Source organism: Moraxella ovis (genome assembly GCF_900453105.1).
Taxonomy (GTDB): Bacteria; Pseudomonadota; Gammaproteobacteria; order Pseudomonadales; family Moraxellaceae; genus Moraxella; species Moraxella ovis.
The window spans coordinates 185,169-211,017 of record NZ_UGPW01000001.1; the positions used below are offsets into that span (position 1 = coordinate 185,169).

General features: G+C 46.7%; 22 protein-coding genes, 2 tRNA genes and 1 pseudogene. 13 read left to right on the forward strand and 12 right to left on the reverse strand.

What is annotated here, in order from left to right; all coding sequences use genetic code 11:
* Positions 1-672 (forward strand): annotated as a pseudogene (locus tag DYD54_RS11885) (cytochrome-c peroxidase); the annotation flags it as partial.
* On the opposite strand, the gene DYD54_RS00910 reads toward DYD54_RS11885, so the two are convergent.
* The 3 genes from DYD54_RS00910 to DYD54_RS00915 all read right to left on the reverse strand — a co-directional run bounded on the left by DYD54_RS00910 (position 622) and on the right by DYD54_RS00915 (position 2,069).
* On the reverse strand, positions 622-1,299 hold the full coding sequence (locus DYD54_RS00910; RefSeq protein WP_063513370.1) for an alpha/beta hydrolase: 678 nt from the start codon (positions 1,297-1,299) through the stop codon (positions 622-624). The pseudogene DYD54_RS11885 and the gene DYD54_RS00910 overlap by 51 nt on opposite strands.
* Before the next feature lie 164 nt (positions 1,300-1,463).
* The gene (locus DYD54_RS11275; RefSeq protein ID WP_147285057.1) at positions 1,464-1,631 is read right to left on the reverse strand and encodes an alpha/beta hydrolase; all 168 of its coding nucleotides are present in this window, start codon (positions 1,629-1,631) and stop codon (positions 1,464-1,466) included.
* A gap of 48 nt (positions 1,632-1,679) precedes the next feature.
* Positions 1,680-2,069 carry a hypothetical protein gene (locus tag DYD54_RS00915; protein ID WP_147285058.1) on the reverse strand — a complete coding sequence of 130 codons (390 nt, stop codon included), beginning with the start codon at positions 2,067-2,069 and terminating at the stop codon, positions 1,680-1,682.
* A 171-nt stretch (positions 2,070-2,240) separates the two neighbouring features.
* Here DYD54_RS00915 and htpG point away from each other — a divergent pair, with 171 nt between their 5' ends.
* From htpG to DYD54_RS00930, 3 genes are all read left to right on the forward strand, one after another.
* Positions 2,241-4,166 (forward strand): molecular chaperone HtpG, encoded by a 1,926-nt coding sequence (gene htpG, locus DYD54_RS00920; RefSeq protein WP_063513372.1) that lies wholly within the window; start codon positions 2,241-2,243, stop codon positions 4,164-4,166.
* 112 nt (positions 4,167-4,278) lie between these two features.
* The gene (locus DYD54_RS00925; RefSeq protein WP_063513373.1) at positions 4,279-5,127 is read left to right on the forward strand and encodes a DUF3025 domain-containing protein; all 849 of its coding nucleotides are present in this window, start codon (positions 4,279-4,281) and stop codon (positions 5,125-5,127) included.
* Positions 5,124-5,573, forward strand: coding sequence for a CopD family protein (locus DYD54_RS00930; RefSeq protein ID WP_147285059.1), 450 nt, complete (start codon positions 5,124-5,126; stop codon positions 5,571-5,573). Before DYD54_RS00925 ends, DYD54_RS00930 begins: the two co-directional genes overlap by 4 nt.
* On the opposite strand, the gene DYD54_RS00935 is transcribed toward DYD54_RS00930, so the two are convergent.
* From DYD54_RS00935 to DYD54_RS00945, 3 genes are all read right to left on the reverse strand, one after another.
* On the reverse strand, positions 5,570-6,244 hold the full coding sequence (locus DYD54_RS00935; RefSeq protein ID WP_063513375.1) for a metal-dependent hydrolase: 675 nt from the start codon (positions 6,242-6,244) through the stop codon (positions 5,570-5,572). The genes DYD54_RS00930 and DYD54_RS00935 overlap by 4 nt on opposite strands.
* Positions 6,245-6,382: 138 nt before the next feature.
* Positions 6,383-7,774 (reverse strand): D-2-hydroxyglutarate dehydrogenase, encoded by a 1,392-nt coding sequence (locus tag DYD54_RS00940; RefSeq protein WP_063513376.1) that lies wholly within the window; start codon positions 7,772-7,774, stop codon positions 6,383-6,385.
* 58 nt (positions 7,775-7,832) lie between these two features.
* A complete protein-coding gene (locus tag DYD54_RS00945; protein WP_063513377.1) occupies positions 7,833-8,075 on the reverse strand; it encodes an FAD-binding oxidoreductase in 243 nt (80 codons plus the stop codon).
* 184 nt (positions 8,076-8,259) lie between these two features.
* Here DYD54_RS00945 and DYD54_RS00950 point away from each other — a divergent pair, with 184 nt between their 5' ends.
* Positions 8,260-9,693, forward strand: coding sequence for a dicarboxylate/amino acid:cation symporter (locus DYD54_RS00950; RefSeq protein WP_256594051.1), 1,434 nt, complete (start codon positions 8,260-8,262; stop codon positions 9,691-9,693).
* Between the two features lie 297 nt (positions 9,694-9,990).
* Here DYD54_RS00950 and hglS read toward each other — a convergent pair whose 3' ends face one another.
* The 6 genes from hglS to gltX all read right to left on the reverse strand — a co-directional run bounded on the left by hglS (position 9,991) and on the right by gltX (position 15,610).
* Positions 9,991-11,364 (reverse strand): 2-oxoadipate dioxygenase/decarboxylase HglS, encoded by a 1,374-nt coding sequence (gene hglS, locus DYD54_RS00955; protein WP_063513378.1) that lies wholly within the window; start codon positions 11,362-11,364, stop codon positions 9,991-9,993.
* Positions 11,365-11,411: 47 nt separating this feature from the next.
* Positions 11,412-12,686: a 2-aminoadipate transaminase gene (locus DYD54_RS00960; protein ID WP_063513379.1), complete on the reverse strand. Its 1,275-nt coding sequence runs from the start codon at positions 12,684-12,686 to the stop codon at positions 11,412-11,414.
* A gap of 82 nt (positions 12,687-12,768) precedes the next feature.
* Positions 12,769-13,674: a LysR substrate-binding domain-containing protein gene (locus DYD54_RS00965; protein WP_063513380.1), complete on the reverse strand. Its 906-nt coding sequence runs from the start codon at positions 13,672-13,674 to the stop codon at positions 12,769-12,771.
* Between the two features lie 81 nt (positions 13,675-13,755).
* Positions 13,756-13,831 (reverse strand) — tRNA-Glu (locus DYD54_RS00970).
* A 77-nt stretch (positions 13,832-13,908) separates the two neighbouring features.
* Positions 13,909-13,984 (reverse strand) — tRNA-Ala (locus tag DYD54_RS00975).
* 111 nt (positions 13,985-14,095) lie between these two features.
* A complete protein-coding gene (gene gltX, locus DYD54_RS00980; RefSeq protein ID WP_063513381.1) occupies positions 14,096-15,610 on the reverse strand; it encodes a glutamate--tRNA ligase in 1,515 nt (504 codons plus the stop codon).
* Positions 15,611-15,973: 363 nt separating this feature from the next.
* Here gltX and rsmH point away from each other — a divergent pair, with 363 nt between their 5' ends.
* The 8 genes from rsmH to DYD54_RS01020 all read left to right on the forward strand — a co-directional run bounded on the left by rsmH (position 15,974) and on the right by DYD54_RS01020 (position 25,829).
* A complete protein-coding gene (rsmH, locus tag DYD54_RS00985) occupies positions 15,974-16,951 on the forward strand; it encodes a 16S rRNA (cytosine(1402)-N(4))-methyltransferase RsmH (RefSeq protein WP_063513382.1) in 978 nt (325 codons plus the stop codon).
* Between the two features lie 48 nt (positions 16,952-16,999).
* A complete protein-coding gene (gene ftsL / locus DYD54_RS00990; RefSeq protein WP_046695947.1) occupies positions 17,000-17,368 on the forward strand; it encodes a cell division protein FtsL in 369 nt (122 codons plus the stop codon).
* On the forward strand, positions 17,368-19,362 hold the full coding sequence (locus tag DYD54_RS00995; protein WP_063513383.1) for a peptidoglycan D,D-transpeptidase FtsI family protein: 1,995 nt from the start codon (positions 17,368-17,370) through the stop codon (positions 19,360-19,362). Before ftsL ends, DYD54_RS00995 begins: the two co-directional genes overlap by 1 nt.
* A 39-nt stretch (positions 19,363-19,401) precedes the next feature.
* Entirely contained in the window at positions 19,402-20,919 is a 1,518-nt protein-coding gene (locus DYD54_RS01000; RefSeq protein WP_063513384.1) for a UDP-N-acetylmuramoyl-L-alanyl-D-glutamate--2,6-diaminopimelate ligase, read from the forward strand.
* 60 nt (positions 20,920-20,979) lie between these two features.
* On the forward strand, positions 20,980-22,443 hold the full coding sequence (locus DYD54_RS01005; RefSeq protein ID WP_063513385.1) for a UDP-N-acetylmuramoyl-tripeptide--D-alanyl-D-alanine ligase: 1,464 nt from the start codon (positions 20,980-20,982) through the stop codon (positions 22,441-22,443).
* Between the two features lie 56 nt (positions 22,444-22,499).
* Complete coding sequence (gene mraY, locus DYD54_RS01010) at positions 22,500-23,597, forward strand: phospho-N-acetylmuramoyl-pentapeptide-transferase (RefSeq protein ID WP_063513386.1); 1,098 nt, start codon at positions 22,500-22,502, stop codon at positions 23,595-23,597.
* 35 nt (positions 23,598-23,632) lie between these two features.
* Complete coding sequence (locus tag DYD54_RS01015; protein ID WP_063513387.1) at positions 23,633-24,418, forward strand: crotonase/enoyl-CoA hydratase family protein; 786 nt, start codon at positions 23,633-23,635, stop codon at positions 24,416-24,418.
* Positions 24,419-24,602: 184 nt separating this feature from the next.
* Complete coding sequence (locus DYD54_RS01020; protein ID WP_063513388.1) at positions 24,603-25,829, forward strand: multidrug effflux MFS transporter; 1,227 nt, start codon at positions 24,603-24,605, stop codon at positions 25,827-25,829.
* The last annotated feature ends 20 nt before the right edge of the window (positions 25,830-25,849 follow it).

Genomic DNA, 25,849 nt, shown 5'->3' on the forward strand with positions numbered 1-25,849 from the left:
TGGGATGGGAGGGCGCGCAGTCTGTCTGAGCAGGTACTCATGCCCTTGACTGATCCCAACGAAATGGACATAACGTTAGAAAGTGTGCCAATGCGCTTGAATCAAAAAGGCTATCTGCCGAAGTTTAAATTAGTATTTGGTGAGACATTGGCCGCTATTGAGATTGACCAAGTTGCCCAGGCTTTAAATGCATATCTCATTACTCTTACGCCTGTACGTACCCGATTTGATGAATTCTTGCTGGGTGACAGTGCGGCATTATCCGACGGTGAGCTTTTGGGGTTGCATGTATTTCGTACCAAAGGCAGATGTATGAATTGCCATTTTGGGATGGCAATGAGCGATGATAAATTTTATAATCTAAATCAGACTCTGGCAGGGCGGCCGCGTCAAGATTTTGGTAAGTGTGCTGTCACGAGAGATGCTAAGGATTTTGGCAAATTCAAAACACCGTCTTTAAGAAATCTATCCAACTCAAAGCCTTGGTTTCATCATGGACTATTTACAAATTTACGGGGTGTGGTGGCAATCTATAATGCAGGCATGACAATCCCACCCACCAAAAATGCACCTGCCATTGCCCATGATGACCACCTAGATCCACTCATCAAGCCTTTGGCGCTAAACGATAAAGAGATGGACGCTTTGGTGGATTTTTTGATGGCGCTTTGATTGGCGGCAAACCATCACATCAGGCTTATCACCATTTATCAGATAATCAACCACCGCACCATCGATGCAAGCATTGGCGCCTGATAAGCTGATGGTGTGACCGAAATATGGCGTATAAATCAAATAATCACCAAAGCGATTCGCCATGTTCTTGGCGTTCGATAATGGTGTGGCGAAGTCATGCGCCTGCGCCACGAACAGTAGCGTTGGCGTGGCATCGCTGATAAGATTGGCATCTAAGTCATCCGCACCATCAAAAGGCCAATAATAGCACGCATCTAGCAGCTCATCATCGCTGCGCTCAATGTCGTTGTAGGCGGCGATTTTGCCGATGGCTTTTGCCCTGTCTAGGTAGTTGCTGCGATCTTTTGGGGCGGAATCTGCACAGTTAATCCCGACAAAGGCATCTTGGCTAAAATCCTGCTCGCCAAATTCTTGAATGAATAGCAATTCGTTATATTTGCTCGTTTTGCCATGACTTAATTCATCAAGCATGACATACATCTCCGACCAAGCCAGCTCATCACCCAGATTATTTTCAATCATGCCTAGAATCGCTCGCTCATCGATGGGATTGTTGTTCTTATCGGTGAGTTTTTGGGCGGCAAGTTTGGCGATTTTTGTCAAAAATTCACGATTTTGTTCATCAGATTGACCAAAGATACAAGATTCATCTTGATGTCAATTTGACATGAATCGATAAAAAGCAATCTGAGCGCCTGTCTGCTGATTCGCCCAAATCGTAAATAAATCCTCGCTTGTGTCCACCACGCCGTCTAATACGCCTGCTCTTAGGTGCGACGGGTAATATTCGGCGTACTGGGCGACGTTTTTGTGCCGTAGGAGTAGCCAAGCATCGACCAGCTGTCGATATTTAGCTTGGTGCGTATTTTATCTAAGTCGTGTACGGTGTGGATGGTGCTGATGGATTTGATAAAATCCAGTCCTGAATGTGCCACGCACGCATCAACATAGGCTTTTGCGCCATCTTCTTCGAGTGCGCCACCTCAGTCGATCGCAGTGGACGGCTTCACGCCGCGCTGTGCGACGCCTAGGACGTGAAAGCTGTCCTTTAGGGTGCGAGTGTATTCATCCTCAGACAGCCAGTCGATCATGTCAAGGCTGTGACCACCGGGTCCATCGCTTAATAACAGCAAGTCTTTGGCATCGGCATTCGCTGATGGCAGGCGCGTCATTGCGATCGTGATGGTTTTGTCTTGGGTATCGTCTAAGGGCAGCTCAATGGCGGCGCACTGTAGCTGTGCGGGCGGTGGCAGGCTAAACCATGACCAAAATGTCGGGCGATAGCAGGACTGCCATGAGACTTCCCCTTGTGTCTGCTCTTTAGATAATAAATATCCGAAGCCTAACGCTGCCGCCACTAATATGATAATCACAAATGACAGCAGTATTTTAAATATAATCTTAAACGCTTTTTCACGACAATACATTAACCAAAAATTAAGTTATATTGTAGCATGATTTTTGGGCATCTTTTTGGGATTTGCCTTGAAAAGCAAGAAAACGACCCTATTTTTTTGGTAGATTTTTAACATCTTGGAGAGATCATGAGTGACATTAACCAACATCAATTTGAAGCCGAAGTGGCACAGCTTTTGCATTTGGTGACGCATTCTTTGTATTCTAATGCGGATATTTTTGTGCGTGAATTGGTATCGAACGCGTCTGATGCGTGTGATAAATTACGCTTTTTGGCGACATCGGACGACAGCCTGTATGAGAATGATGGCGAGCTTGCCATCAAGATCAACATCGACAAGAACGCCAAGACCATCAGCTTTAGCGATAATGGCATTGGCATGACAGAAGAAGAGGCAATCGCCAACCTAGGCACCATTGCCAAGTCAGGCACCAAGGCATTCTTGGAGCGTCTGTCTGATAATGATAAGAAAGATGGTAATCTCATCGGTCAGTTCGGTGTGGGATTTTATTCAGGATTTATCGTGGCAGATCAGATTGTCGTTGAGAGTCGTAAGGCAGGCGAAGCACATGATGTTGGCGTACGCTGGGTGTCTGACGGCACAGGTCGATTCACCACACAGACCATTACCAAGCCTAACAAAGGCACGACCATCACCTTACACCTAAAAGACGATTACAGTGCAGGCGAGCAGGATTATACCAATGAATACACCATCAAATCACTGGTAAATAAATACTCTGATCATATCAGTCTACCCATTCAGATGCGCAAACAAGTCTGGCAAGATGAGCTGGATGATGCAGGCGAGCCGACGGGTAAGGGCGAATATGTCCTAACTGATGAATACGAGACCATCAACAAAGCCACTGCGCTGTGGACACGCACGCCTAGCGAGGTGAGCGATGAAGAGTATGCGGATTTTTATCAGAATTTGACGCATGATTTTGATGCGCCATTGACGTGGTCGCATAACCGTGTCGAAGGTCGTGTGCAGTACACTCAGCTACTGTATATCCCCAAAAAAGCCCCGATGGATTTGTATGCGCGCGAGCAGCAGCGTGGGTTAAAGCTGTATGTAAAACGCGTCTTCATCATGGATGATGCCGAGCAGCTATTGCCAATGTACCTGCGCTTCGTGAAAGGTGTGATTGATACGGCGGATCTACCGCTGAATGTCAGCCGTGAGATTCTTCAAGAGTCGCGCGACACCAAGTCTATCCGCGAGGGTAATGCGCGCCGCGTGCTTACCATGATTGCAAGCCTTGCCAATTCTGAAGATGCGGATAAACAAGCCAAATTCGCTGATTTTTATCGTGAGTTTGGCGATGTATTAAAAGAAGGTCTGGGCGAGGACATCTCAAACCAAGAGCGCATCGCTAAGCTACTACGCTACGCCACAAGCACAGATGATGCCTTGAATACAGGCTTTGCTGACTATAAAGCACGCATGAAAGAAGGTCAAAAGGCGATCTACTATCTGACCGCTGACAACCTAGCCGCCGCCAAGAATAGTCCGCAGCTGGAGTTATTCAACAAAAAAGGCATCGAAGTTATCTTAATGACGGCGCGCGTGGACGAGTGGGCGATGAACTTCCTGACCGAATTTGACGGCACGCCGCTACAGAACATCGCCAAAGGTGCGGTTGATCTGGGTGATCTGACCGATGAAGCCGAAAAAGAAGAAGCTCGCCAAGCCGAAGAGAGCCTAAAGCCAGTCGTTGAGAAGCTGCAAAGCGCCCTGGCTGATCGTGCCAAAGAAGTACGCGTGTCGAGCCGTCTGGTGGACAGTCCTGCTTGCCTGGTCGTTGGTGATGGCGAGCTGACGCCGCAGATGGCGCAGATGTTAAAAGCAATGGGGCAGCCCGTGCCTGATGTTAAGCCCATCCTTGAGATTAACCCGACGCACCCACTCATCGAGCGTCTAGAGGCATCGAGTGATTTTGATGATCTGGCGCAGGTGGTGTTCGATCAAGCACTCTTGGCAGATGGCGGTCAGCTTGATGATCCAGCAGGCTACCTAAAACGCATCAATAAGCTGCTGCTGAAATAATCAATATCAATAAAAAACGCTCACAAGTTGGGCGTTTTTTATTGATTAAGAGCATGGCGAAATCAGACCGAACGTTGTAAAATAAGCGAATAACGACAACTGACCATTGATTATGAGCGACTTTATTCCTGCCTTTAAGAGCATCGACTTGTCCGCACCTTGGCTTATGCCTTATCTGGGCATGCACCAAGCTTTCAATCAGGATTTGCCAACGGGTGAGCTTGCCGATTGGCTCAATAGCTATTTTAAAAATCATGCCATCAAGCCGACATTACATAACTCGAATAAGCCTCTAACATTCGTCAATCAAGACGATCTGCCACACGGCACAGCGTACGAGGCGCATATCCATGCAACTGCTAATATCCCAACACGCAATAATCTGCATGACTGGTTCGGTGCGTGCGTGTGGTCAGCATTTCCAAAATCAAAGTCGGTATTAAACCACGTTCACATCCGCGAGATGGCAAAGGGCGCTAATGAGCATAATGGGCGCAACCGTGTTCGTGATGCGATTACAGTCTTTGACGAAAATGGCGCGATACTCATGGTAAAAGATCGCGATATTGGCAAGGCACTGCTGAATTTTGATTGGCAAAATGCACTTGTCAAGCCGCGCAATCAATGGCATAACCCAGCTCTACCAAGTGCTGATGATGCTGCGCAGATTTTTATCTTTGGGCATGCTTTGCTTGAGCAGTTGATTTATCCGCGCAAGCCACTTTGTAGCCATACACTTATTTTGAGCGTGGATGATGAGTTTTTTGAGCTTGGTTTGGCGGATAAGTTAGCATATGTGGATGAGGTGCTTGCCATTAGATTGGATCAATGGCTCGTTGATGGGGCGACACCAAGAGACCTCTCGCCATTGCCAATTTTGGGTGTGCCGTATTTTTGGGATAATGAAGATGCGTCATTTTATGATGATGCGAATGTGTTTAGATCGGGGAGAAGGGCATGAGTATGCATCAGATGGCATTGATTTTGCACTTATTGGGCGCAAGCATCTGGGTTGGCGGCCATCTGTATTTATTCATTCGCTTGATGCCTGGGTTTATTCGTCATAATGACGTGGCAGGGTTCTTGAAATTTGAAAAAAGCTATGAACCACTGGGCATGAGTGCGCTGGCTGTGCAGGTGGTGACAGGACTATACATGATGCATGATATCGTGCCTGTTGGCATGTGGGGCGAGCCAATGGGGTTTTTGTCAGCGCTAATTCATGGCAAATTGACATGGCTGGCATTAACGATCATCACCGCATTGCACGCGCGGTTTCGCATCGTCGCTAAGCTTGAGCAGGGTATTTATACGGACAGTACCTTAAAGGTGATGGGTATTCATGTGGCGCTGATCTGCCTGTGGAGCGTGGCGTTTGTGGTGACGGGGGCGATGTTTCGCGGCTAAGCGATGAGCTTTTTTATCACACGCCAAGCGTCTTGATAAGGCGGCGCGGTAAAAAACAGCCCGATCATCACGGTATATAGCGCGGCATAATGCAGTGGTTTTTTGATTTCGAAGAATTTAAATGCCGTGCCGGCGGATTTTTTGAGCTTTAGACCTAAGGCGTTAACACTATAAATCTCATCAAGCGCCAAGTGAATGAGCGCGCCTAAGAACAAGAATATCCCGAACACCCAACTGACAAAAGCCGTCAGCTTAAGCCCGTAGAATGTACCATGCGCCACCAAGAGCCCAAAAATCGCCATATAAGGCACAGAATGCACCACACCGCGATGCACCGTCAAGCGGCTAAATGTCTCAATGATCACAAGGCGAATGATGACAAAGCTTATCGCCCACAGGATTAAAGAGTCTAAAATCAGCTCGTTTTGTCGGTAGGCATTGGCGTAGAGTATCACGATGAGCATGGAGGTGATGAGGCTGCTCAAGAAAAATCCATGTTTGGCGGGAGCAGAGTGATCTAGGTCAATGTCAGGCAGTAGCCCGCCAATCGTGCCAATGATGGCGCACAGCACGCCCGTTGTCAGTCCGAATAATTTGGCATACATACCGCAGGCAGCGAGTGCGCTGCTGGCTACCGCAGCAACGGTGAGATGGGTGCGAAAATTTGCCATGATAGATCTTAGTTATTAAAAATCGCGCTATTTTAGCACACTGATGACTAACTTCAAATTTAAATAATGCCGCCCAGACCTGAGATGGCATCAATGAAAAAACGCCTTGATCTGTCAAGGCGTTTTGTGAGTAGGATATTAATCGATGTCAAAGACCTTGCCACGGTTCATGATGCCATTAGGGTCAAATACCGCCTTGATGGCTTTCATATACTCAATCTCGGCAGGCGAACGGGTATAATCCAAATACGGCTTTTTGGTCATGCCCACGCCATGCTCGGCAGAGATTGAGCCTTTGTATTTTTTGACCGTTTCAAAGACGTATTTATTGACCGTTTGGCATTTTGCAAAAAAGTCGTCTTTGGTGAGATTATCAGGTTTTAGGATATTTAGGTGCAAATTACCATCGCCAATATGCCCAAACCAGCAAATCTCAAAATCAGGGTAATTGTCCTTGACGATCTGTTCAATGTCATGGATAAAATCACCCAAATGCGTAATCAGCACCGACACGTCATTTTTGTAAGGGGTAAATACCGAAATCGTCTCAGAAATGCTCTCACGCAATTTCCAAAGTTCATGCAGTTGCCCCACGCTTTGACTCATCACACCGTCTTCAATAAGACCATCTTCACAACACGTCTCAAACACGCTCATGGCGGTGTCTAGCACGTCATCAGAGACGGCTTCAAATTCTAGCAAAACATAAAAAGGCGTACGGCTATCAAACGGCGCTTTGGCGTGCCCTGCGGTCAATACCTTATCGATTGCCACGCTGTCAAAAAATTCAAACGCGGTTAAATTTAACGCCTTACTAAACTTATCAAGCAACCTCACCACCGACCCAAAATCAGGCACACCCAATACCATCGCGGTCAAATTAACCGGCTGTTTTTCAAGTTTTATCAATGCACGAGTTACAAAGCCAAGCGTGCCTTCTGCTCCGATAAACAAATGACGAAAATCGTAACCTGTGGCATTCTTCAACATGCCGCCGTTTAATTCTAAGATGTCACCTTTACCAGTAACGACAGTTAATCCTAGTATTTGATTTCTTGTCATGCCATAACGAATGACTTTAATGCCACCTGCGTTGGTACTAATATTACCGCCAATCTGACTTGATCCAGATGAAGCAAAGTCTACGGCATAGTGTAAGTTCTTAGATTCAGCAAATTCTTGCAAAGCCTTAGTCACCACACCAGCTTCTACTTCTACCATACGATCAGCTTCATAAAACGTCCCAATGGCGTTCATCTTATCAAAACTTACCACCACTTCACCATTACTGGCAACAGCACCTGCTGATAATCCTGTACGTCCACCACTAGGCACCAAACATACTTGATGCTCATTAGCAAGCCTTACAATCTTAGCCACTTCCTCTGTCGTCTTAGGAAACACCACCGCACTCGGCGCAGGGGCAAAATGCTTCGTCCAGTCTTTGCCCCAGTTGTCTAGGCTGTCGGGGTCGGTTTTGATTTGGGTGTTGTCAAATTGCAAATCGGCTAAAAATTGTGAAAGGCTCATGGTATATCTCTTGTCAAAACTTATATGATATCAAAAAATTGCCTCATTGGGACAAAATTTATGGCACAATCCTTAAAATCTGCCCACCGTGATACAAGGTCAGCCCAAGCTCTGTACCGACTTCACGCAGTTTTTTAAAGGAGATGGTCTGCTCTTTTAGGTCATAAAAGGGCAAGGGTAGTACATCAGGGTCGTCCGTTTTTATAAAATCAGCACACGCCTTGCCCGTCATCGTACCTGTGGTAATGCCCCGTCCATTGTAGGCAGTCCCTGCCAATATGCCATCGGCAGGGCTAAACACTCGCAATACACTGAGATGACTTTTCCATTTAGTTAATTTTAACACTAAATGGATTTTGTGATCTTATCTAGAACAACTCCTGAATATAGCTCCCTAATTGCATATATTATAGGCCATTTGTGTCAAAAATAACTGATAATATAAAATTAGGCTTGAGTTTGATGTTGGTAAACTTTATTTGAGAATGGTTAAAACTAAATTGATATCTACCATTCAATTTAAATTGGATGTAAAAATTAAAAATTCTCTCGCCATTTACTTAGAAATGGTTTCTGGTATAAGTCATGACTGTTTTTCTTGTGTTTATGAAAATATTTCCATATCATTTTTTTATGTTTTTATGGATAATGCTCATAAGTCAAGTCAGATACAGGAGTTTAGAATGCTGAAAAGAACATGGCAGTTGTATACCCAAACTTCTTTTATGATAAAAATGGCATTGGGTTTTTTATTGGGAATTATTGCAGGCATAACATTAGGTGCTGACAGCATTGTATTGAAACCACTAGGCACCCTTTTTTTGAATCTTCTTAAGATGGTGGTTGTGCCTTTGGTTGTAGTTTCGCTGATGTTAGCAGTTAATAATTCTAATCCTAAAGAGCTTGGAAGGATTGGACTTAAAATATTTCCATTTTATCTAATTTCTATGGCAATTGCGGTGGTGGTTGGTATATCTTTGGCTAAGATCACTAAACCTGGTATAGGCCTTAGCATACCTATAGAAAGTGTAGTCAATGCACCAGACAAGCCTGCTTTTGTTGACGTGCTTTTAAATATGGTGCCAACCAACATCATCAATGCTATGTCTACAGGTGATATTTTGGCTGTAGTTTTCGTATCGCTGGTATTTGGTATGGCAATTTTGTTTATGAGATATTCTGATGACGAAAGACAGGCGCAAATGGGAAATCTGCTTTTTGAGATTATTGAGGCGTGCAACGAGGTTGTGGCAAAAGTGCTTAATGGAATTTTGCTATATGCTCCCATTGGTGTATTCGGTATTACTGCCAACACGTTCGGTTCTCAGGGTATTCAAACCGTCATCGCTTTGGGTAAGTTTATTGCAACATCTTATCTTGGTGTAATTGTATTATTGGTATTGGTTTACCCGATTATGCTTAAAATTTTTAGGGTGAGTCCATTTAATTTTTATAAAAATACTAAAGAGGCTATCTTTACTGCCTTTACTACCTCGAGTTCTCTTAGTACCCTGCCTATCACTATTCGTGCTGCTAAAAATGCGGGCATTAGTGAAAAGGTTGCGCATCTCACGTTGCCTGTAGGAGCAACGGTTAATATGAATGGTACGGCTTTGCGTTTTGGTGTGGCAGTTATTTTTGCGGCGGAGATTATGGGTATTACACTCGGGTTAGGTGAGCTAGCTAGTATTGTAATCATTGGTACGATGGCAGCTGTTGGTACGGCAGGAGTGCCTGGAGCTGGATTGATTGGCATGTCAATTGTGTTTGCCCAAGCAGGCCTGCCTATTGAGATAGTAGCTCTTACAGCAGGTATCAATGTATTGGTTGATATGGTCTTTACCTGTGGCAATGTTACGGGTGATTTGGTCGGAGCCAAGATAGTAGATGAGACCGAGAAGACAAACCTTGATGTATAGCGTTTGTGAATTATTTTAACCACTCCCAGCCTTGAAGGAGTGGTTTTATTTTAGGCTGCATAATCTGAATTTGATAATTTTGCAAGTTTTAAAGCTTGGATGATGAGAGCGTAAAATCAATTCTTTAATAAAATAGGCATTGTTAATAGGTGTTGCAAAATACCTACTTTATTAAACTAGCTTGGCTTCAATGTATTGAATTCTAGTTTGTTCGGCTTTATCCTTTAGAAATGGGCCTGTAGTAATTCTGTAGCTAGCAAAACATACCCAGTCAATTTAACTTGGGTACGCTTTTGTTTACTCTACCTTTAATTGCCTTAGGGCATCTTCCAAGGATTTATCCATCATGGCTTGATATAGCGTGCATTCATCAAACACCTTTGCTCCCAGCGCTTCTTCAAAGACCGCTTGGCTGGATAATCCATCGTAGCCTGCTTTGGCATCATCGCCCAAATTGGACTGAAAAATCCCTGCCGCCGACACAGGCAAAAAATCTTCATACACAATCGGCTCTAGTCTTAGCACACCTGCCTTGACAAGCTCTTGTGGGTTGTCTGTTGGTGCTTCTTTATCAATTTTTTGGTCATTAATCTGATAATAAAAATACCCCAACCCCTCTTCATAGATGGTTTTATAATCGTCAGGAAATTCGCCAAAACTGTCCGACAAGGCTTTATAATACGCCTTTGGGTCTTTTTCGGGCGTGGTGTTAAGACTGGCACGGGCCTTGTTCAAAAGCTCATCATACAAAGCACGCCCCTTAGTAGTTAGGGCAATACCACGCTGTTCTATCTCGCCAAAACGGGCGGTGTGATTGCCCTCATCAAGACTGCCATCGGCATTGGTAAATGAGATGGACTCTTTTAGTGCCTTAAAGCTCGTTTGACGTAGCAGGATTGGACAGGTGCGTCTTGGCGGGCCCTCGATGATTTCTTTTGGGGGAATGCCACGCTCGCCCATGCCCACTTGCACTTTATCAATATCCAAGGTGCGTGGGGTCAGATGGTTGATGTGTGGCCCTCTAAATCCAACAATGTCCGCTATCAGACGGTGCTGATTGTGCAATTTGTCATACAAGGCTTTGCTGATGGGTGATGTGTCGTGCCATTTGAAAGTTTTGGTTGCCTCTATCACAAATTCTTCGCTGTCTTTTTCGTCAAGACCACCATCTTGCTCGCTTTTTTGGATAAGCTCAATGACTCTATCGCTAAAAATTTGGCGTTGGTTTAGGGTATGGGTCGCCTCTTGTCTTAGTGCATCATCATCAATCAGCTCAAGGCGTAGCAAGGAGCAAAATACCCGAAACGGGCTTTTTTGTAGGCTTTGGCTGTCGGTTGCCCGAAAAGCGGTGGAATGTACAGGCACCCCTGCAGGGGTCAAATCATAATAGCCCACAGGGCTCATGCCCATCACCGCAAACAACCGACGCATCATGGCAAGTTCACTCGGCAGACCCAAGCGGATCGCTCCGTGGCGTTCTAGGTCAATGCGGTCAAGCTCGCCCGTGTTGATAAGGTGCTGTTTTAGGGCGGGGTCGCTTGCCAGCGTGTCTTTATTAACGTCCGCAACCAAGTCCATTAAGTCCTTATACAAAGGCACTTCGGCTTGGTACATCTTGGACATGGCAAGCGAGAATTTATGACGAATGTCATCTTTTTGAACAAAGCTCATAACAAATTCCTTGTGTTAGTCATTGCCTAGCAAAAAAGCTGGCGGGGTTATTTAATCTCTTGTGGGTTATCAGGCAGACTTGCCAAAACGTCTTGCAAGATTGCTAAGCCATCAGTCAAAGTCTCATTATCAATGGTAATGGGCGGAAGTAGGCGGATAATGTGGCGGTATTTGCCACTTGGCATGAGTAGCAAGCCTTTTTGTCTGGCGGTTTTTAGGACGTACGCCATGACATTGGGGTGCGTGCCATGCTCAGGGTGAGCCAAGACAAGCCCACGCATCGCTCCAACGCCTGTCATGCCAGATAGCCAAGGCGACAGATTGTCCTGTTGCCATCTCTTGACAGTATTGATTAGGGTGTCTTCATAATGTTTAGCAGTCTGCCAAGTGGCATCGTCCGCCATGATGTCAAGCACTGCCATCGCCGCACAGCACGCCACGGGGTTGCCAGAGTATGTTCCACCCAGACTGCCCTTGACAAGCCCATCCGTCAAAGACGATCGACCAACGACCGCTCCCAAAGGCAGACCCCCACCCATGCTCTTGGCAAGTAAAATCAGGTCAGGTTCAACACCTGTCAAAGTCGTGGCAAATGGCACGCCTGTCCGCCCAAAGCCCGATTGTATCTCATCAAAAATCAGTACAATGCCATGCTTGTTGCAAAAATCTCGCAGATACTTGGCAAAGTCTTTGTCCAACGCCAAAAACCCGCCTTCGCCTTGCACAGGCTCCAAAATCACCGCTCCGATACTCTCCACATCAACTTGCACGCTCACAAGTCGCTCTAAGGCTTTGATGCCATCTTCACAGCTGACGCCTGTATCGGCACTTGGATAAGGTAGATGATACACACCGCCCGACAGCACGCCTAGGGCGGACTTATAGGGGGCGACTTTGCCATTTAGATTGACCGCCGCCAAGGTACGCCCATGAAACGCCCCATCAAAGGCAATTACGCCTACTCGCCCTGTCTTTTGGCGGACAATTTTTAGGGCGTTTTCACAGCTTTCTGCCCCTGAATTGGTGAGCATACCTGATAATTTGTCATTGATGGGTATCACGCCACATAGGCGTGGCATATAGGCTTGGTAGGGCTTGTGATAGACGGCATTGTAAGCATAATGCGTCATCTTATCGACTTGGGCGTGAATGGCGGACGTGATGGCAGGGTGGCAATGCCCGAAGTTTAGCACGCCGATACCACCCACAAAATCAATATATTCCCTGCCATCGGTATCCCATACCCTTGGCCCAAGTCCTTTTTCAAGTGCGATGGGGTGAACCACAGTAAATGCGTCTGTAACGTGATGATTGTCTGTCATAATCGCTCCTGCCAATTAACATTGTCTTTTGGATATTTTGGGTCGATTTGACAGACAAGACAAGCGAAAAAATCTAGGGATGTTATGAGTTTTTTTCTTGATTGGCAAGATAGCATGTTATCCAGTTTATCATGGCTTCCACCTTGGGTGTGTGAGCAAGGCGATTTTGATACGCCATATAATAGGCATTTTGGCTTATCATCTCAAAAGGCATGGCTTTGACCAAACTGCCATCCGACAACTCACCAACCACAAACCGCTTTGGCACAAGGGCAATCCCACAGCCTATCATCGCCCCTGTGATGCACGCATAAAAAGTATCAAACCTTGCCCCCATAAGTGCCTGCTCGTTCTGATAGCCTTGATGGGCTAGGTAGTCATGCCATGCGTCTGGGCGGGAGCTGATTTGCAAAAGTGGATAATTAACAAGCTTATGTGCCTGTATGTCATGGGGTAGATAATTGGGGCGACAGACCGCCACAAGACGTTCATCAAAGAGTTTGACGGAATCCATATCAATCCACATGCCGTCACCAAAAGCAAAGGCTATATCAATTTCATTGTTATCTAGAATGGGTTCGGACTGTTCTTTAATACTTAAATGGATATTAGGGTGTTGGATTTCAAAGTTTTTTAGAGCAGGGACAAGCCATTTTGAGCAAAAGGTAGGGTGGCAGGCGATTTTTAGGATTTCACCTTCTTGTTGCTTGACCATCATGTTGATGGTGGCGTTGTGGATTTGTTCTAAGATTTTTAGAGTGTCTTTGTAGTAGCTTTGACCGCTTGGCGAGAGCATGATGCCTTGGTTGGCACGATAAAAAAGCTGAACGCCTAGCAACTCTTCAAGCTGGGCAACTTGTTTGCTTACCGCACTTTGGGTCATGTGCAACTCTTTACCTGCTTTGGTAAAGCTAAGATGACGGGCTGCCGATTCAAAGCATTGTAGGGCGGTGGTCGACGGGTATTTACGAAAAGTGAGTGCGTTCATATTGACAGACTATTTTAAATTTTTCTTATTATAACCCAAAAGAAAAAAGCCAGTCATGGCAGACTGGCTTTTTTATAATATTGGCACTCCATAGGGGATTCGAACCCCTGTTACCGCCGTGAAAGGGCGGTGTCCTAGGCCTCTAGACGAATGGAGCGCAAGTAGAAAGTTTTGCAACTTCGAGAATGTAAGATAAATGCCTAGGTGCTTACATTCAAAACCTTAATCAATTTTTGGTGGAGCTAAGCGGAGTCGAACCGCTGACCCCTTGCATGCCATGCAAGTGCTCTACCAACTGAGCTATAGCCCCTCTGCTAAGGTGGGCGTATTATATAAAAGACCCTACGCCTTGTCAAATAATATTTTCAAAAAATTTCAAAAAAACCGATAAATAATTGAAAATTATCGGTTTTTAATTACATTACTCTTGATTTAAAAAATTCGGCAAAGTTTTATTCACTTCTTCCAATTTTTTGAGTTTTTTCTTGCCAAGACCGCCCAAAACTTCACAGGCATGGCGTAGGCGTGATAAGGTCATGTCCGCCCCGATGACATACATGGAGTTCATGACAGGCGTGCTAGACGTTGAGCCTGCAATCGCCACAAAGAATGGCTGCATAAAGTCTTTAAGCTTAATCTCAAAATGCCCTGCCAAGCTTTTTAGGGTCTGATAAATGTTATTCTCGCTCCACTCGGGCAAGGCTTCTAGTTGCCATGTGGCAAGATAGAGAATTTCAAGTAATTTGTCGTTATCCAGCGTTTTATGGGTAAAATCGTCCGCCGTAACATTTGGCAAGTTTTGAAAATAAAACCCTGCCCAATTTACCGCATCAGACAACACATTAATGCGTGGCTGAATGGCTTTGGCAATGGCGGTCAGCTTATCATCATCGCTTGCCCACGCCAAAATCTTCGCCTTCAACTCGTCCGCACTCATCGCACGCAGGTATTCGCCATTGAGCCAGTAGAGTTTTTCAATGTCAAACACAGGTCCACCCAGAGAGACACGCTTAATATCAAAGCTCGCAATCATCTCATCCAAGCTAAATTTCTCCGCTTCGTTTGGCAAGCTATACCCCATACGCCCCAAATAGTTAATCAAGGCTTCGGGCAACACGCCTGCGTCCTTATAATAGGTGATTGATGTGGGGTTTTTGCGTTTTGAGAGTTTGGATTTGTCGGGGTTACGCAGTAGGGGCATATGGCACAATACAGGCATTTCCCAACCAAAATACTCATACAAAAGTTTGTGCTTGGGGGCGGAGTTAATCCACTCTTCGCCACGAATGACGTGGGAAATTTGCATTAAATGGTCGTCCACGACATTGGCAAGATGATAGGTCGGCAAGCCGTCTGTTTTTAGTAGAACCTGCATATCGACCGTTTCCCAAGGAATGCTAATCTCGCCACGAAGCATGTCATGAATCACGCACTCGCCGTCTGTCGGTACACGCATACGAATGACAAAGGGCTTACCACTCTCGGCAAGTTTATCGCTCTCTTCACGGCTCAGATTGGCATAACGCCCGTCATAACGCATGGGCAAGCCTTGGGCTTCTTGCTCTTTACGCATTTGGTCTAGCTCGTCTGTCGTGCAAAAACAGCGAAAGGCATGACCTTTGTCCAGTAGTTCTTGGGCGTATTTTTTGTAAATCTCGGAACGCTCCGACTGGCGATAGGGGGCGAACTGTCCGCCCACGTCAGGGCCTTCGCTCCATGTCAAACCTGCCCATTTTAGAGCGTTTAAAATCATCTGCTCACTCTGGGCGGTAGAGCGGACTTGGTCGGTGTCTTCAATGCGTAGGATAAACTCGCCCCCTTGCGATTTGGCAAAAACCATATTAAACAAGGCAATATAAGCCGTGCCAACGTGCGGAAAGCCAGTTGGAGACGGGGCGATACGGGTGCGAATGGGTTTGGTGGTTTGAGTGCTCATGAATTGCTCGTTATTGAATATTGTGTCAAATTAAATGCAAAGTGAATAATATAAAAGCATAAATCTGTGGCTATGATACCAAAATGTGCTTGATTTTTGTAGTGGAAAGTGCGCAGGGCTTTAAGATTTTGGCAACAATTACCACACAAAAACGGATTGGATTATCAAAAAATCCTTGATAGAATAATTAGTTAAATATTTTTTTGTGATGTTATTTTGTTTTTCTATTAACTTGTTGTGATTTTTTTACAAAAAATTAGCGCAAATGATTGAAATCACTTGACTATACAGCAGGGATTGAGATAATACACGCTGAAAAAATCTCGCGCAAAATCTAGCTTTTGCCACCTTTTGGAAATCATCATGAGCCAGCCCGACGCACTCCAAGCTTTCACCCACGAAACCGTCCTATTAAAAGAGACGGTGGCGATGCTATTGGGCGTAAAAAACTTAGATGATGCCAAAAAAGGAACATTTGATGGCATCTATGTGGATGCAACCTTTGGACGGGGTGGTCACAGTCGGCTATTATTAGAATATCTAAGTGATGATGCCTGCTTGTTGGTGTTTGATAAGGACGTCGAGGCGATCGCTGTGGCGAACGAACTTGCCAATGCTGATGCTCGCGTGACCGTGATTCATGACAGCTTTGCTAGCTTGAATGAGCAATTAAAGACACTTGGCATTGACCACGTCGATGGCATCATGGCAGACCTTGGCGTGTCTAGCCCACAGCTTGATGACGGTGCGCGCGGATTTAGCTTCATGCGAGATGGTGCGGTTGATATGCGCATGGATACCACGCGTGGCGAACCTGTTAGCGAATGGCTGATGCGAGTGGATGCCGATACTTTGGCAGATGTGCTGTATGAATATGGCGAGGAGCGCCATAGCCGTAAGATTGCACGCGCCATCAAGTCGATGGAAAGTTATGATTCGACGCTGGCATTGGCAGAAGTCATTAAACAGGCTCATCCAGCATGGCAAAAAGGTAAACATCCTGCTACTCAGAGCTTTCAGGCGATGCGTATTTATATTAATAACGAGCTTGGCGACGTGGATGATTTTTTGGTGCAGAGCTTGAGCGCGCTCAAAGCTGGTGGTCGTTTGGCGGTGATCAGCTTTCATTCATTAGAAGACAGACGTATTAAGCAGTTTTTGAATAATCACAGTCGTGGTCGCTGGGAAGGTGATGACAAGCTACTCATGCCGCCTGTGCGTACGAAGTATTTTGGCAAGGCGCTTAGAGTTGCCCCAAGCGATGCAGAAGTTAAGGTCAATCCGCGTGCCCGAAGTGCATGGTTGCGTGGGGCAGAACGCACCGACGCGATGTATGTTTGATTTTAGATTATTTTAGGTTTTTTAAGTTTAGGTTATTGCAATCACATCATGAACGATAAACACGCCCATCTTATCCCGCCAAAAACCCAATCCGACAGCAGTGTGGGCATGATTGGGCTGTGTCGCCTGATTTTGGGGCTGCTTGTCGCTGCCATCATATGGACGGGCGTGAGCATTTCTGTACAGACTCAGGCGCATCATGAAGCTTATCGCAACCTTCAAAAACTCAAAAAAGAACTGACCGCCATGCAAGTAGAAGAGCAGCGCCTACTCATTGAACAGCAGACCTTTAGTGCCACGCCTCAGGTTGCTCGCCGAGCGGTGAGTGAATTGGGCATGTTCTTCCCTGCCGGTGATTCACGCCGAGTTATTGCACCAACCACGGCTGACACCCAATCAAATAAGGCGGCTCAGTGATGAAAAAACCTGATCAAAAACAAGGCGCATCATCTAAAGTCACGCCACCACTGCGTAAAAAAACCACTAAAAATAAAGCCAATCCTGCCCAAAACTACCAAGAAGGCTCATCAAGATTCGGGTCATTGTTCGGTGGATCTGGCAAAAAACGCCGCCAAAAAGCCGCCACCATGTTGGGCGGATTACAAGACGTTGGGCGTTATAAATTCGCTTGGGCTATTGTGGCTGTCTGTTTTGCCATTTTATTTGCTCGGGCGTTTTATTTGCAAGTTACTAACTCATCGTTTTTGATTGAGCAAGGCGAAAAGCTCATCACATCGAAGCGCTCGGTGCCTGTATATCGTGGCATGATTACAGACATGACGGGCGCACCACTGGCGGCGAATGCGCCTCTATCGACTGTGGTATTTAGCCCATATGATTACGCGGTGGAGTACTACAGACTTGATAAAATCATCAAAACCAGCCAAAACGCCAAAACCATCGCTAAGGCCAGCGAAGACCTTAAGCAGATGGATTTGGTGAAATTGGCAGCAACAGCGAATTTCCCACTAGAAAAACTTCAAAATGCCGTCGCAATCAAACACGACCTTGATCTGAGCAATGAAGAGGAGGTAAATGCAGCACTGCCAAAAGGTGCAGGTTCACGCCGTCTGATCATACTACCAAAAGCACCGCCTGAGATTGTTGAGCCGTTGATGGCGCTTGATTTTGTTGGGATTAGTGAAGAGAAGTTCTTCCAAAGATATTATCTACAAGCCGAGCCATATGCGCAGATTCTAGGCTACATGGCGCAATCTAGCGATGAAAAGAATGGCGGTTATGTGGGTCGTGCAGGTATCGAAGCCAAGTATGAAAAACAGCTGGCAGGTGAGCGCGGACAAGTGCTCATCCTAAAGGACGCCCGTCAGTCTGCCATCAAAGAAATCAAAGAAATCAAACCGACCGTTGAAGGTCAAGACATTCATCTGACCATCGATTCGCGCTTGCAGTATGTCCTTTATAAGGAGCTTGAGCAAGTAGGGCGCACTCAGTCGGCACGTTCAAGCTCGGGCATTGTGGTGGATGTCTTGACCGGAGATGTGTTGGCATTGGGTTCTTGGCCATCGTTTAACTCAAATAATCTGTCAGAGCGTACCGGTGCTAATGAGCGTAATCGCCCTGTGCTAGATACCTTTGAGCCGGGTTCTGTGATGAAGCCATTCACGGTGGCGGCAGCATTAGAGTCGGGCAAATATTCTACCAGCTCTCTGATTAATACCTCGCCAGGCAGCCTATATGTGGGCGGATACACCATTCGAGACAGCGGTAATTATGGCGCCATTACGCTTGCCAAGCTGATCCAAAAATCCAGTAACGTCGCTTCTGCCAAGATCGCACTTAGCTTACCTGCCAATGCCATCTCTGACATGCAAAGACGCTTTGGTTTTGGTCAAAAAACAGCCTTAAATTTCCCAGCCGAAGCCTCAGGTGGTGTTAGCGACCCTAGCGAAAAAGAATATTCTCGCCGTGCAACCCTAAGTTATGGCTATGGTCAGACGGTGACACTTGCTCAAGTTGTCCAAGCTTATGCTGCCTTGGCAAATAACGGCATGCTAAGACCGCTGCGCTTGGTAAAAGAAGACGAGCTGCCAGAGCCCACCCAAGTCATTGAGCCTAAGAACGCCCAAGCCATCGTGAAGATGATGGAGCTGGTCACCGAACAGGGCGGTACAGCGCGCGCGGCAGCGATTAATGGCTATCGTGTGGCGGGCAAGACAGGTACGTCACGCCGGACCAACCCGAATGGTGGTTATTATACCGATCAGTATCGTACGACTTTTGCGGGCATTGCACCTGCATCGAATCCACGTTTTGCCATTGCGATATTGGTCGAGGATCCACGTCGTCAATTCTACGCAGGTCAAGTCTCAGCACCAGTATTTCATAATGTCATGAAAGAGGCGCTGCGTCTGTATAATGTACCGTTTGATAAGCCGTTACAGCTAAATTGATTAATTTGATGAATACAAAAGCATCATAAGGAATGAGTCATGAAACCAATTACCTTAGTCCAGCTGTTCGATGATTTGCAGTTGCAGATGCTTGATGAGATCGCTCAGAGTGTCGCGCATGTGCCTTTTCATCGTTTTTGCTTGGATAGTCGCAAGGCGTCTGAGGGTGATGCGTTCGTGCTTTTGTCCAGCTTTAGCCATCAAGATGATGCGCTAGAGCGAGCCAATCAATACCTAACATCTGTAGAGGATAAAGCTGCGTTTGTGTTGTCGCAGATTGACCCTAAGCTGCTTGATGTTAGATTTAGTAAGCCAATCGTCTATCTGCCAACGATTCGACATTATTTGGGGGATTTGATCGCGGCGCGTTTTCAGGTGGATAAGCCCGCCAAGCTGCCGACGGTGGTCGCGGTGACAGGAACCAATGGCAAGACAACAGTCAGCCAGTTGGTCGCGCAGCTGTGCGAGCTGTCAGGCGCGCCTTCTGCCATCATGGGAACAGCAGGCAATGGACGCCTGCACGCACTTGTGCAGTCGGCGAATACGACAGGCGATGTCTTGGCGGTGCATGAATTCTTATATCAAATGGCGCTCGATGGTGTAGAAGTGGTAGCGCTTGAGGCGAGCAGTCATGGCCTGCATCAGCATCGACTACAGGGTGTGCCTGTACAAGTGGCGATCTATACCAACCTGTCGCATGATCATCTGGATTATCATGCCGACATGGAGGAGTACCGCGCTGCCAAGGCAAGACTGTTCGATGAGGGGTATTTTAGTACATTAACCTGTGGCATCATTAATCAAGATGCTAACTATCCTTTATTGACCAAGAATCACACCGCCAATTATCAGCTGCTTACGTACAGTCAGCAGGATGATCGCGCAAATTATTTTGCCAAAGAGATTGCGCCCAGCCTTGATGGTGTAGGTATTGAGCTTGTCGCTCAAGGCGAGCACATCACCCTAAAGAGCCCGCTCTTAGGCTTATTCAATGTCGATAATCTGATGGCGGCAGTTGCGGCATTTTTGGCGTTGTTTCCTGAGAAGCGAGCCGAGCTTCCTGAACTGGCCGCCCAATTGCAAGGCGCGCGCGGTCGCATGCAGCGCATCCCTTCTAAGGCAGGGTCTTTTATTGTGGATTATGCGCACACGCCAGATGCACTGGAGCAGGTGCTAGTCAGTTTGCGTAAGCATTGCACAGGCAAGCTAATCGCGGTGTTCGGATGCGGTGGCGATAGAGACAGAACGAAGCGCCCCATCATGGCAAAAGCAGGCGTCACTCATGCCGATGTGTCGATATTCACCGCGGACAACCCTCGCTCAGAAGACCCTAATGCCATTTTAAAAGACATGCAGATCGATCTTACCTGTGAAGAGCATTATAAGGTCATCATCGAGCCTGATCGCAAGAGCGCCATTCGCCAAGCAGTGCAGATGGCAGGCGAGAATGACATTGTTGTGATACTCGGCAAGGGGCATGAGACCTACCAAGAGATTAACGGTGTTCGTCATGATTTTGATGATGCGGCAGTGCTTGCAGAATTGCTAAATGAGTGATGATTAATTCATTATTACCAGCGTAACAATAGAATATTTAAGAATAACACAAAGAGCATTATGACCTCCTATATTTGGCAAAAAGACAATCTACAAGCCGCCACTCAAGGCGTCTGGCAGGGCGAATTTAGCACCCAAAGCACGCGCATCACAACTGACACGCGTAAGATTGAGCAGGGTGATATTTTCCTTGCCTTCAAAGGCGATAACTTTGACGGTCATGATTATGTTGAGACCGCCAAGGAGTTGGGCGCGGTCGCTGCCATCGTGAACGAGCCTGTGGTAAGTGATCTGCCGCAGCTGATCGTAGGCGACACTAAGAAAGCCTTGGGGCTACTGGGCAAATATCGCCGCGATGTGCATTCTGATTTGACCGTGGTGGCTTTGACAGGTTCGTCTGGCAAGACCACCACCAAAGAGATGATTGGTAGTATTCTGGGTCAGATTGCGCCAACGCTCATCACTCGTGGCAACCTAAATAACGATCTGGGTGTGCCAATGATGCTACTTGAATTGACAGATGAGCATCGATTTGCCGTGATGGAGCTTGGGGCAAATCATGTGGGAGAGATTGCATATACGAGCAATTTGGTGCGTCCTGATGTGGCGTGCGTGTTAAATATCGGTACGGCGCATCTGGGCGAGTTTGGTGGACGTGCCAACATTGCTCGAGCCAAGGCGGAGATTTATTCATCGCTGACGGCTGAGGGTGTGGCAGTTGTTCCGTTTGGCGATGAGTTTTTTGAATTTTTGGGCGAGAGCGCCTGCCAGTTTGCGGATAAGATTTTAAGCTTTGGCGAGCAGAGTGTGCCATTATCACAGGCAGGTCTGTCGGATGAAGATGTGGCAGAGTTATCTGCGCAAGGCGTCACGTCTGTGCTGATGATGGGCGACCTGTTCGCCGATGACATCGAAGCCATGCCAACACATAGCACATTTAGCCTAAATACCAATCTTGAGATTGATGAAATCGAAAGTTTGCCTGTAACACTGCCATTCATCGGTGAGCATAATGTCGCTAACGCATTGGCCGCCGCCGCTTGCGCTTATGCGCTTGGCGTACCGCTTGAGATGATCGTGCAAGGCTTACAGAATGCCGTCGTACCAAAAGGTCGCCTAACTCGCATTGCCTTTGGTGAGCACACCTTGATCGATGATACCTATAATGCCAATCCGACCTCCATGATTGCAGCGGCTAAGGTGCTAGAGCAAGAATCGAATGCCAAGATATTGGTGTTGGGCGATGTTTTTGAATTGGGCAGTGCGGCAGATGACGAGCATTATCAGCTTGGTCAGGGATTGGCGGCTCTTGAGATTGATGTGGTCTTAACAGTAGGCGATCACATGGTGCACACTGCTCGCGCGGTGAATGAGATTCGTGACATCGCAGTTCATTTTGATGACAAACAAGCGCTACTGGCCGCTCTTAGAGCTCATCTTAATAATGGCGTATCGACCGTGCTATTTAAAGGCTCGCGTGGCATGAAGATGGAAAGTCTGATTGGTGACTTGATGAATGCCTAAAATTATCAGATAATTTAAAAAATTAACGGTACGAGAGTGCCACAAGGGTTTTAATAATGCTTTATTGGTTATTTCAACACAGCGACATTGCTATCTCATCGCTGACATTGCGTGCATTATTTGCGGTTATTACGGCGCTGCTTATTGTGATTTTTGCGGGTAAGCCTGTCATTAAGTATCTGCGCACGCTTAAATATGGTCAAGCGGTGCGTGACGATGGTCCAAAGACGCACCTTGTTAAGCAGGGAACGCCTACGATGGGCGGTGTGCTGATTCTGGTTGCGATCGCGATCTCAACATTGGCATGGGCAGACTTGTCCAATCCTTATGTTTGGATCTTGATGGTGGTAATGGTCATCTTTGGCGCGGTTGGCTGGGCTGATGACTGGCTAAAAATCAAGCATAAAAACCCACAAGGCCTGATCGCCCGTAAAAAATACTTCTGGCTGTCAGTAGGTTCGCTGTTCGCAGGCGGCTCATTGTACTACATCGCACTACAACAAGATGCCGCCACAGCTGCCGCCATGCAGGATGTATTGGTACCATTGTTCAAAGACTGGGTCATTCCCCTGTCAGCGATTCCTTTTGGTATTGGCTTTATTATTCTGACTTATTTTACTATCAATGGCTCATCGAACGCGGTGAACTTGACAGACGGCTTGGATGGCTTGGTAATTTTGCCTGTGGTGTTGGTTGCGGCAGGGCTTGGCGTGTTCGCATATATTTCAGGTTCGATGAATTATGCTGCTTACATGCACGTGCCTTATATCGCCTATAATGCTGAGGTCATCATCGTCTGCGCATCGATCATTGGCGCAGGACTTGGCTTCTTATGGTATAACGCGGCGCCTGCCGATGTCTTTATGGGTGACGTGGGTGCGCTAAGCCTTGGTGGTATGCTTGGTACGATGGCGGTCATGACGCGTCAAGAGCTTGCCTTTGTGATCATGGGTGGTGTCTTTGTGGCGGAAGCGGTGTCGGTCATCCTACAGGTTGGCTCTTATAAGCTGCGCAAAAAACGTATCTTCTTGATGGCACCATTACACCATCATTTTGAGGAAATGGGTCTAAAAGAAACCAAGGTAGTCGCGCGTTTTTATATCGTGTGCATCATCTTGGTCGTGCTGGGTCTGATGACCCTAAAGCTTCGCTAATACTTATTCATCATTCATAAAATCAAGGATGATTTATGACCTCACCGATTTTAATCACCAATCAAAACGACATTGTCACCATCACCTTAAATCGCCCTGACAAGAAAAACGCCATGAGCTTTGAGATGATGCGTGCACTCATCGAGATTGCAAAGGACATTCGCAAGGATAAGACGGTGCGCGCGGTGATCATCACGGGTGGTGCGGACTTTTGTAGTGGACTTGATTTGTCGGTATTTGGTGCGCCTAGGCAGATGGCCTGGGCGATGACGCAGCTGATTAAGCCTGCACCTAGTTTATTTCAAGAAGTTTGTCTAATTTGGCAGAGTTTGCCTGTGCCAGTGATTGCGGTCATTGATGGTGTGTGCTTGGGCGCAGGATTGCAGCTTGCTCTGGGAGCGGACATACGCATCAGCACATCGCGCGCTAAGTTTGCCATCCTAGAGGCGAAATGGGGTTTGGTCGCTGACATGGGACTGACCCACACCGCCAAGCTGATGCGCGCAGATCACCTAAAGGAGCTGGCGATGACGGCGCGTGCGATTGGCGCGGCAGAGGCTGGAGGCTATAAGCTTATCACACACATCGATGACGAACCCATGGCAAAAGCCCAATCAATCGCTAAAGAAATCACTACCCGATCACCCGATGCTGTCTATGCCGCCAAAGCGCTTATCAATGGTATGATGCCTAAGTCTCATCGTAAGCTCTATCAAGAAAAACTGTGGCAAATCAAGCTCATCCTAGGTGCTAATCGTAAGCTTGCCATCAAAAAGACCAAAGACGACGGTGTCGAATTCCTAAAGCGACAGTTTAAATAGTCCTTGATATTAAGCCCATCCTAAAACTTTAAAACCCCACTTATTATCAAAAAAACCTAGTATTATCATGGGTTTTGTTGTTTTTGCTGCCAAAAATTCGTCAGAATAAAGTAGGTGCTTTGTGTTAAAATATCCCCCTAAAAACTAATAACAAAATAAATAAACGACGAAATTAGAGAATAGAATGAATCAGAATCAGTCCGCGCACGAAAAACCATTTCCCACCGTTTGGATCTTAATCCTAGGTATGATGATCGCCATCGGCCCTTTGGCGATTGACATGTATCTGCCTGCACTGCCGAGCATGGCGGATGAGTTTGGGGTGAGTACGACGAATGTGGCGCGTTCGGTGCCTGCGTACTTTGTCGGGTTGGTGTTCGGTCAGCTGTTCTATGGGCCTTTTTCTGATCGGGTAGGGCGAGTCAAGCCCATGTATATCGGCATGACGATTTTTGTGATCGCATCAATCATCTGCGCCACCACGAATCACGAATATGTCTTGTTCGCTGCTCGTACCTTACAGGCTCTGGGTGCGTGTGTGACGGCTGTGGTAACGCGTGCTGCGATTCGTGACACATTAAACCCAGTGCAGTCAGCGCGCGCATTTAGCTTGATGGTGCTGGTCATGGGTGTTGCACCAATACTAGCACCGACCTTGGGTGCGGCAATCCTTCAGGTGGCTAATTGGCACATGCTATTTTGGTTCTTGGCAGGCTATGGCGTTCTAAACATAATCTTAACGAAACTGTTCTTAAAAGAAACCCTAGCACCAGAGAATCGCAACACTCGACCGATGAGCGAGACTTTTTTGGGTTATGTTGATCTTATGAAGGATAAGACCTTTACCGTGCCTGCTGTGGCAGCGGGGCTACTACAGGGGTCGTTCTTTATTTATCTGTCCATCTCAAGCGTCTTGTTCATGGAGAATTATGGACTGTCAGAGAAACAATTCGCCATCGCATTCGGGGCGAATGCGTTTGGCTTTATCGCTTTGACACAGGCGAATCAATTCTTAACCAAGCGATTTAGATTGGTGCGGCTACTGCGCTTTGGTGCGCTCATGCAGGTGATATCGGCGCTTTGCTTGCTTGTTTTGGGGGTGGTATTTGGAGGAGAAGCTTATTTTGCGGCGGTATTTTTGGCGATATTTTGCTGCATTGTAGGACTTGGTTTTACTCAGCCGAACGCAACCGCCATTGCGCTCGCCTTTCAAAAGAAACGTGCAGGCATGGCAGCAGCGATGCAAGGCGCACTTCAATTCTCGGTGGGGATATTTGGCGGACTTTTGCTAAGTCTGTTCGATGTCAGTCCTGTACTAAAGCTTGGCATCGCGATGAGTGTGCTGACCGCTATTGGAACGTATTTGGTGTACCGATTAAATCCTAGACTTGATCTATCCAAGATGGATTGATTGATAATCAAAAAAGCAAG

Excerpts from the sequence above, each read along its gene's own strand:
- htpG (WP_063513372.1), top strand. The coding sequence starts at position 2,241 with ATGAGTGACATTAACCAACATCAATTTGAAGCCGAAGTGGCACAGCTT.
- DYD54_RS00925 (WP_063513373.1), top strand. The coding sequence starts at position 4,279 with ATGAGCGACTTTATTCCTGCCTTTAAGAGCATCGACTTGTCCGCACCT.
- DYD54_RS00930 (WP_147285059.1), top strand. The coding sequence starts at position 5,124 with ATGAGTATGCATCAGATGGCATTGATTTTGCACTTATTGGGCGCAAGC.
- DYD54_RS00935 (WP_063513375.1), bottom strand. The coding sequence starts at position 6,244 with ATGGCAAATTTTCGCACCCATCTCACCGTTGCTGCGGTAGCCAGCAGC.
- DYD54_RS00940 (WP_063513376.1), bottom strand. The coding sequence starts at position 7,774 with ATGAGCCTTTCACAATTTTTAGCCGATTTGCAATTTGACAACACCCAA.
- DYD54_RS00950 (WP_256594051.1), top strand. The coding sequence starts at position 8,260 with ATGGTTAAAACTAAATTGATATCTACCATTCAATTTAAATTGGATGTA.
- hglS (WP_063513378.1), bottom strand. The coding sequence starts at position 11,364 with ATGAGCTTTGTTCAAAAAGATGACATTCGTCATAAATTCTCGCTTGCC.
- DYD54_RS00960 (WP_063513379.1), bottom strand. The coding sequence starts at position 12,686 with ATGACAGACAATCATCACGTTACAGACGCATTTACTGTGGTTCACCCC.
- DYD54_RS00965 (WP_063513380.1), bottom strand. The coding sequence starts at position 13,674 with ATGAACGCACTCACTTTTCGTAAATACCCGTCGACCACCGCCCTACAA.
- gltX (WP_063513381.1), bottom strand. The coding sequence starts at position 15,610 with ATGAGCACTCAAACCACCAAACCCATTCGCACCCGTATCGCCCCGTCT.
- rsmH (WP_063513382.1), top strand. The coding sequence starts at position 15,974 with ATGAGCCAGCCCGACGCACTCCAAGCTTTCACCCACGAAACCGTCCTA.
- ftsL (WP_046695947.1), top strand. The coding sequence starts at position 17,000 with ATGAACGATAAACACGCCCATCTTATCCCGCCAAAAACCCAATCCGAC.
- DYD54_RS00995 (WP_063513383.1), top strand. The coding sequence starts at position 17,368 with ATGAAAAAACCTGATCAAAAACAAGGCGCATCATCTAAAGTCACGCCA.
- DYD54_RS01000 (WP_063513384.1), top strand. The coding sequence starts at position 19,402 with ATGAAACCAATTACCTTAGTCCAGCTGTTCGATGATTTGCAGTTGCAG.
- DYD54_RS01005 (WP_063513385.1), top strand. The coding sequence starts at position 20,980 with ATGACCTCCTATATTTGGCAAAAAGACAATCTACAAGCCGCCACTCAA.
- mraY (WP_063513386.1), top strand. The coding sequence starts at position 22,500 with ATGCTTTATTGGTTATTTCAACACAGCGACATTGCTATCTCATCGCTG.
- DYD54_RS01015 (WP_063513387.1), top strand. The coding sequence starts at position 23,633 with ATGACCTCACCGATTTTAATCACCAATCAAAACGACATTGTCACCATC.
- DYD54_RS01020 (WP_063513388.1), top strand. The coding sequence starts at position 24,603 with ATGAATCAGAATCAGTCCGCGCACGAAAAACCATTTCCCACCGTTTGG.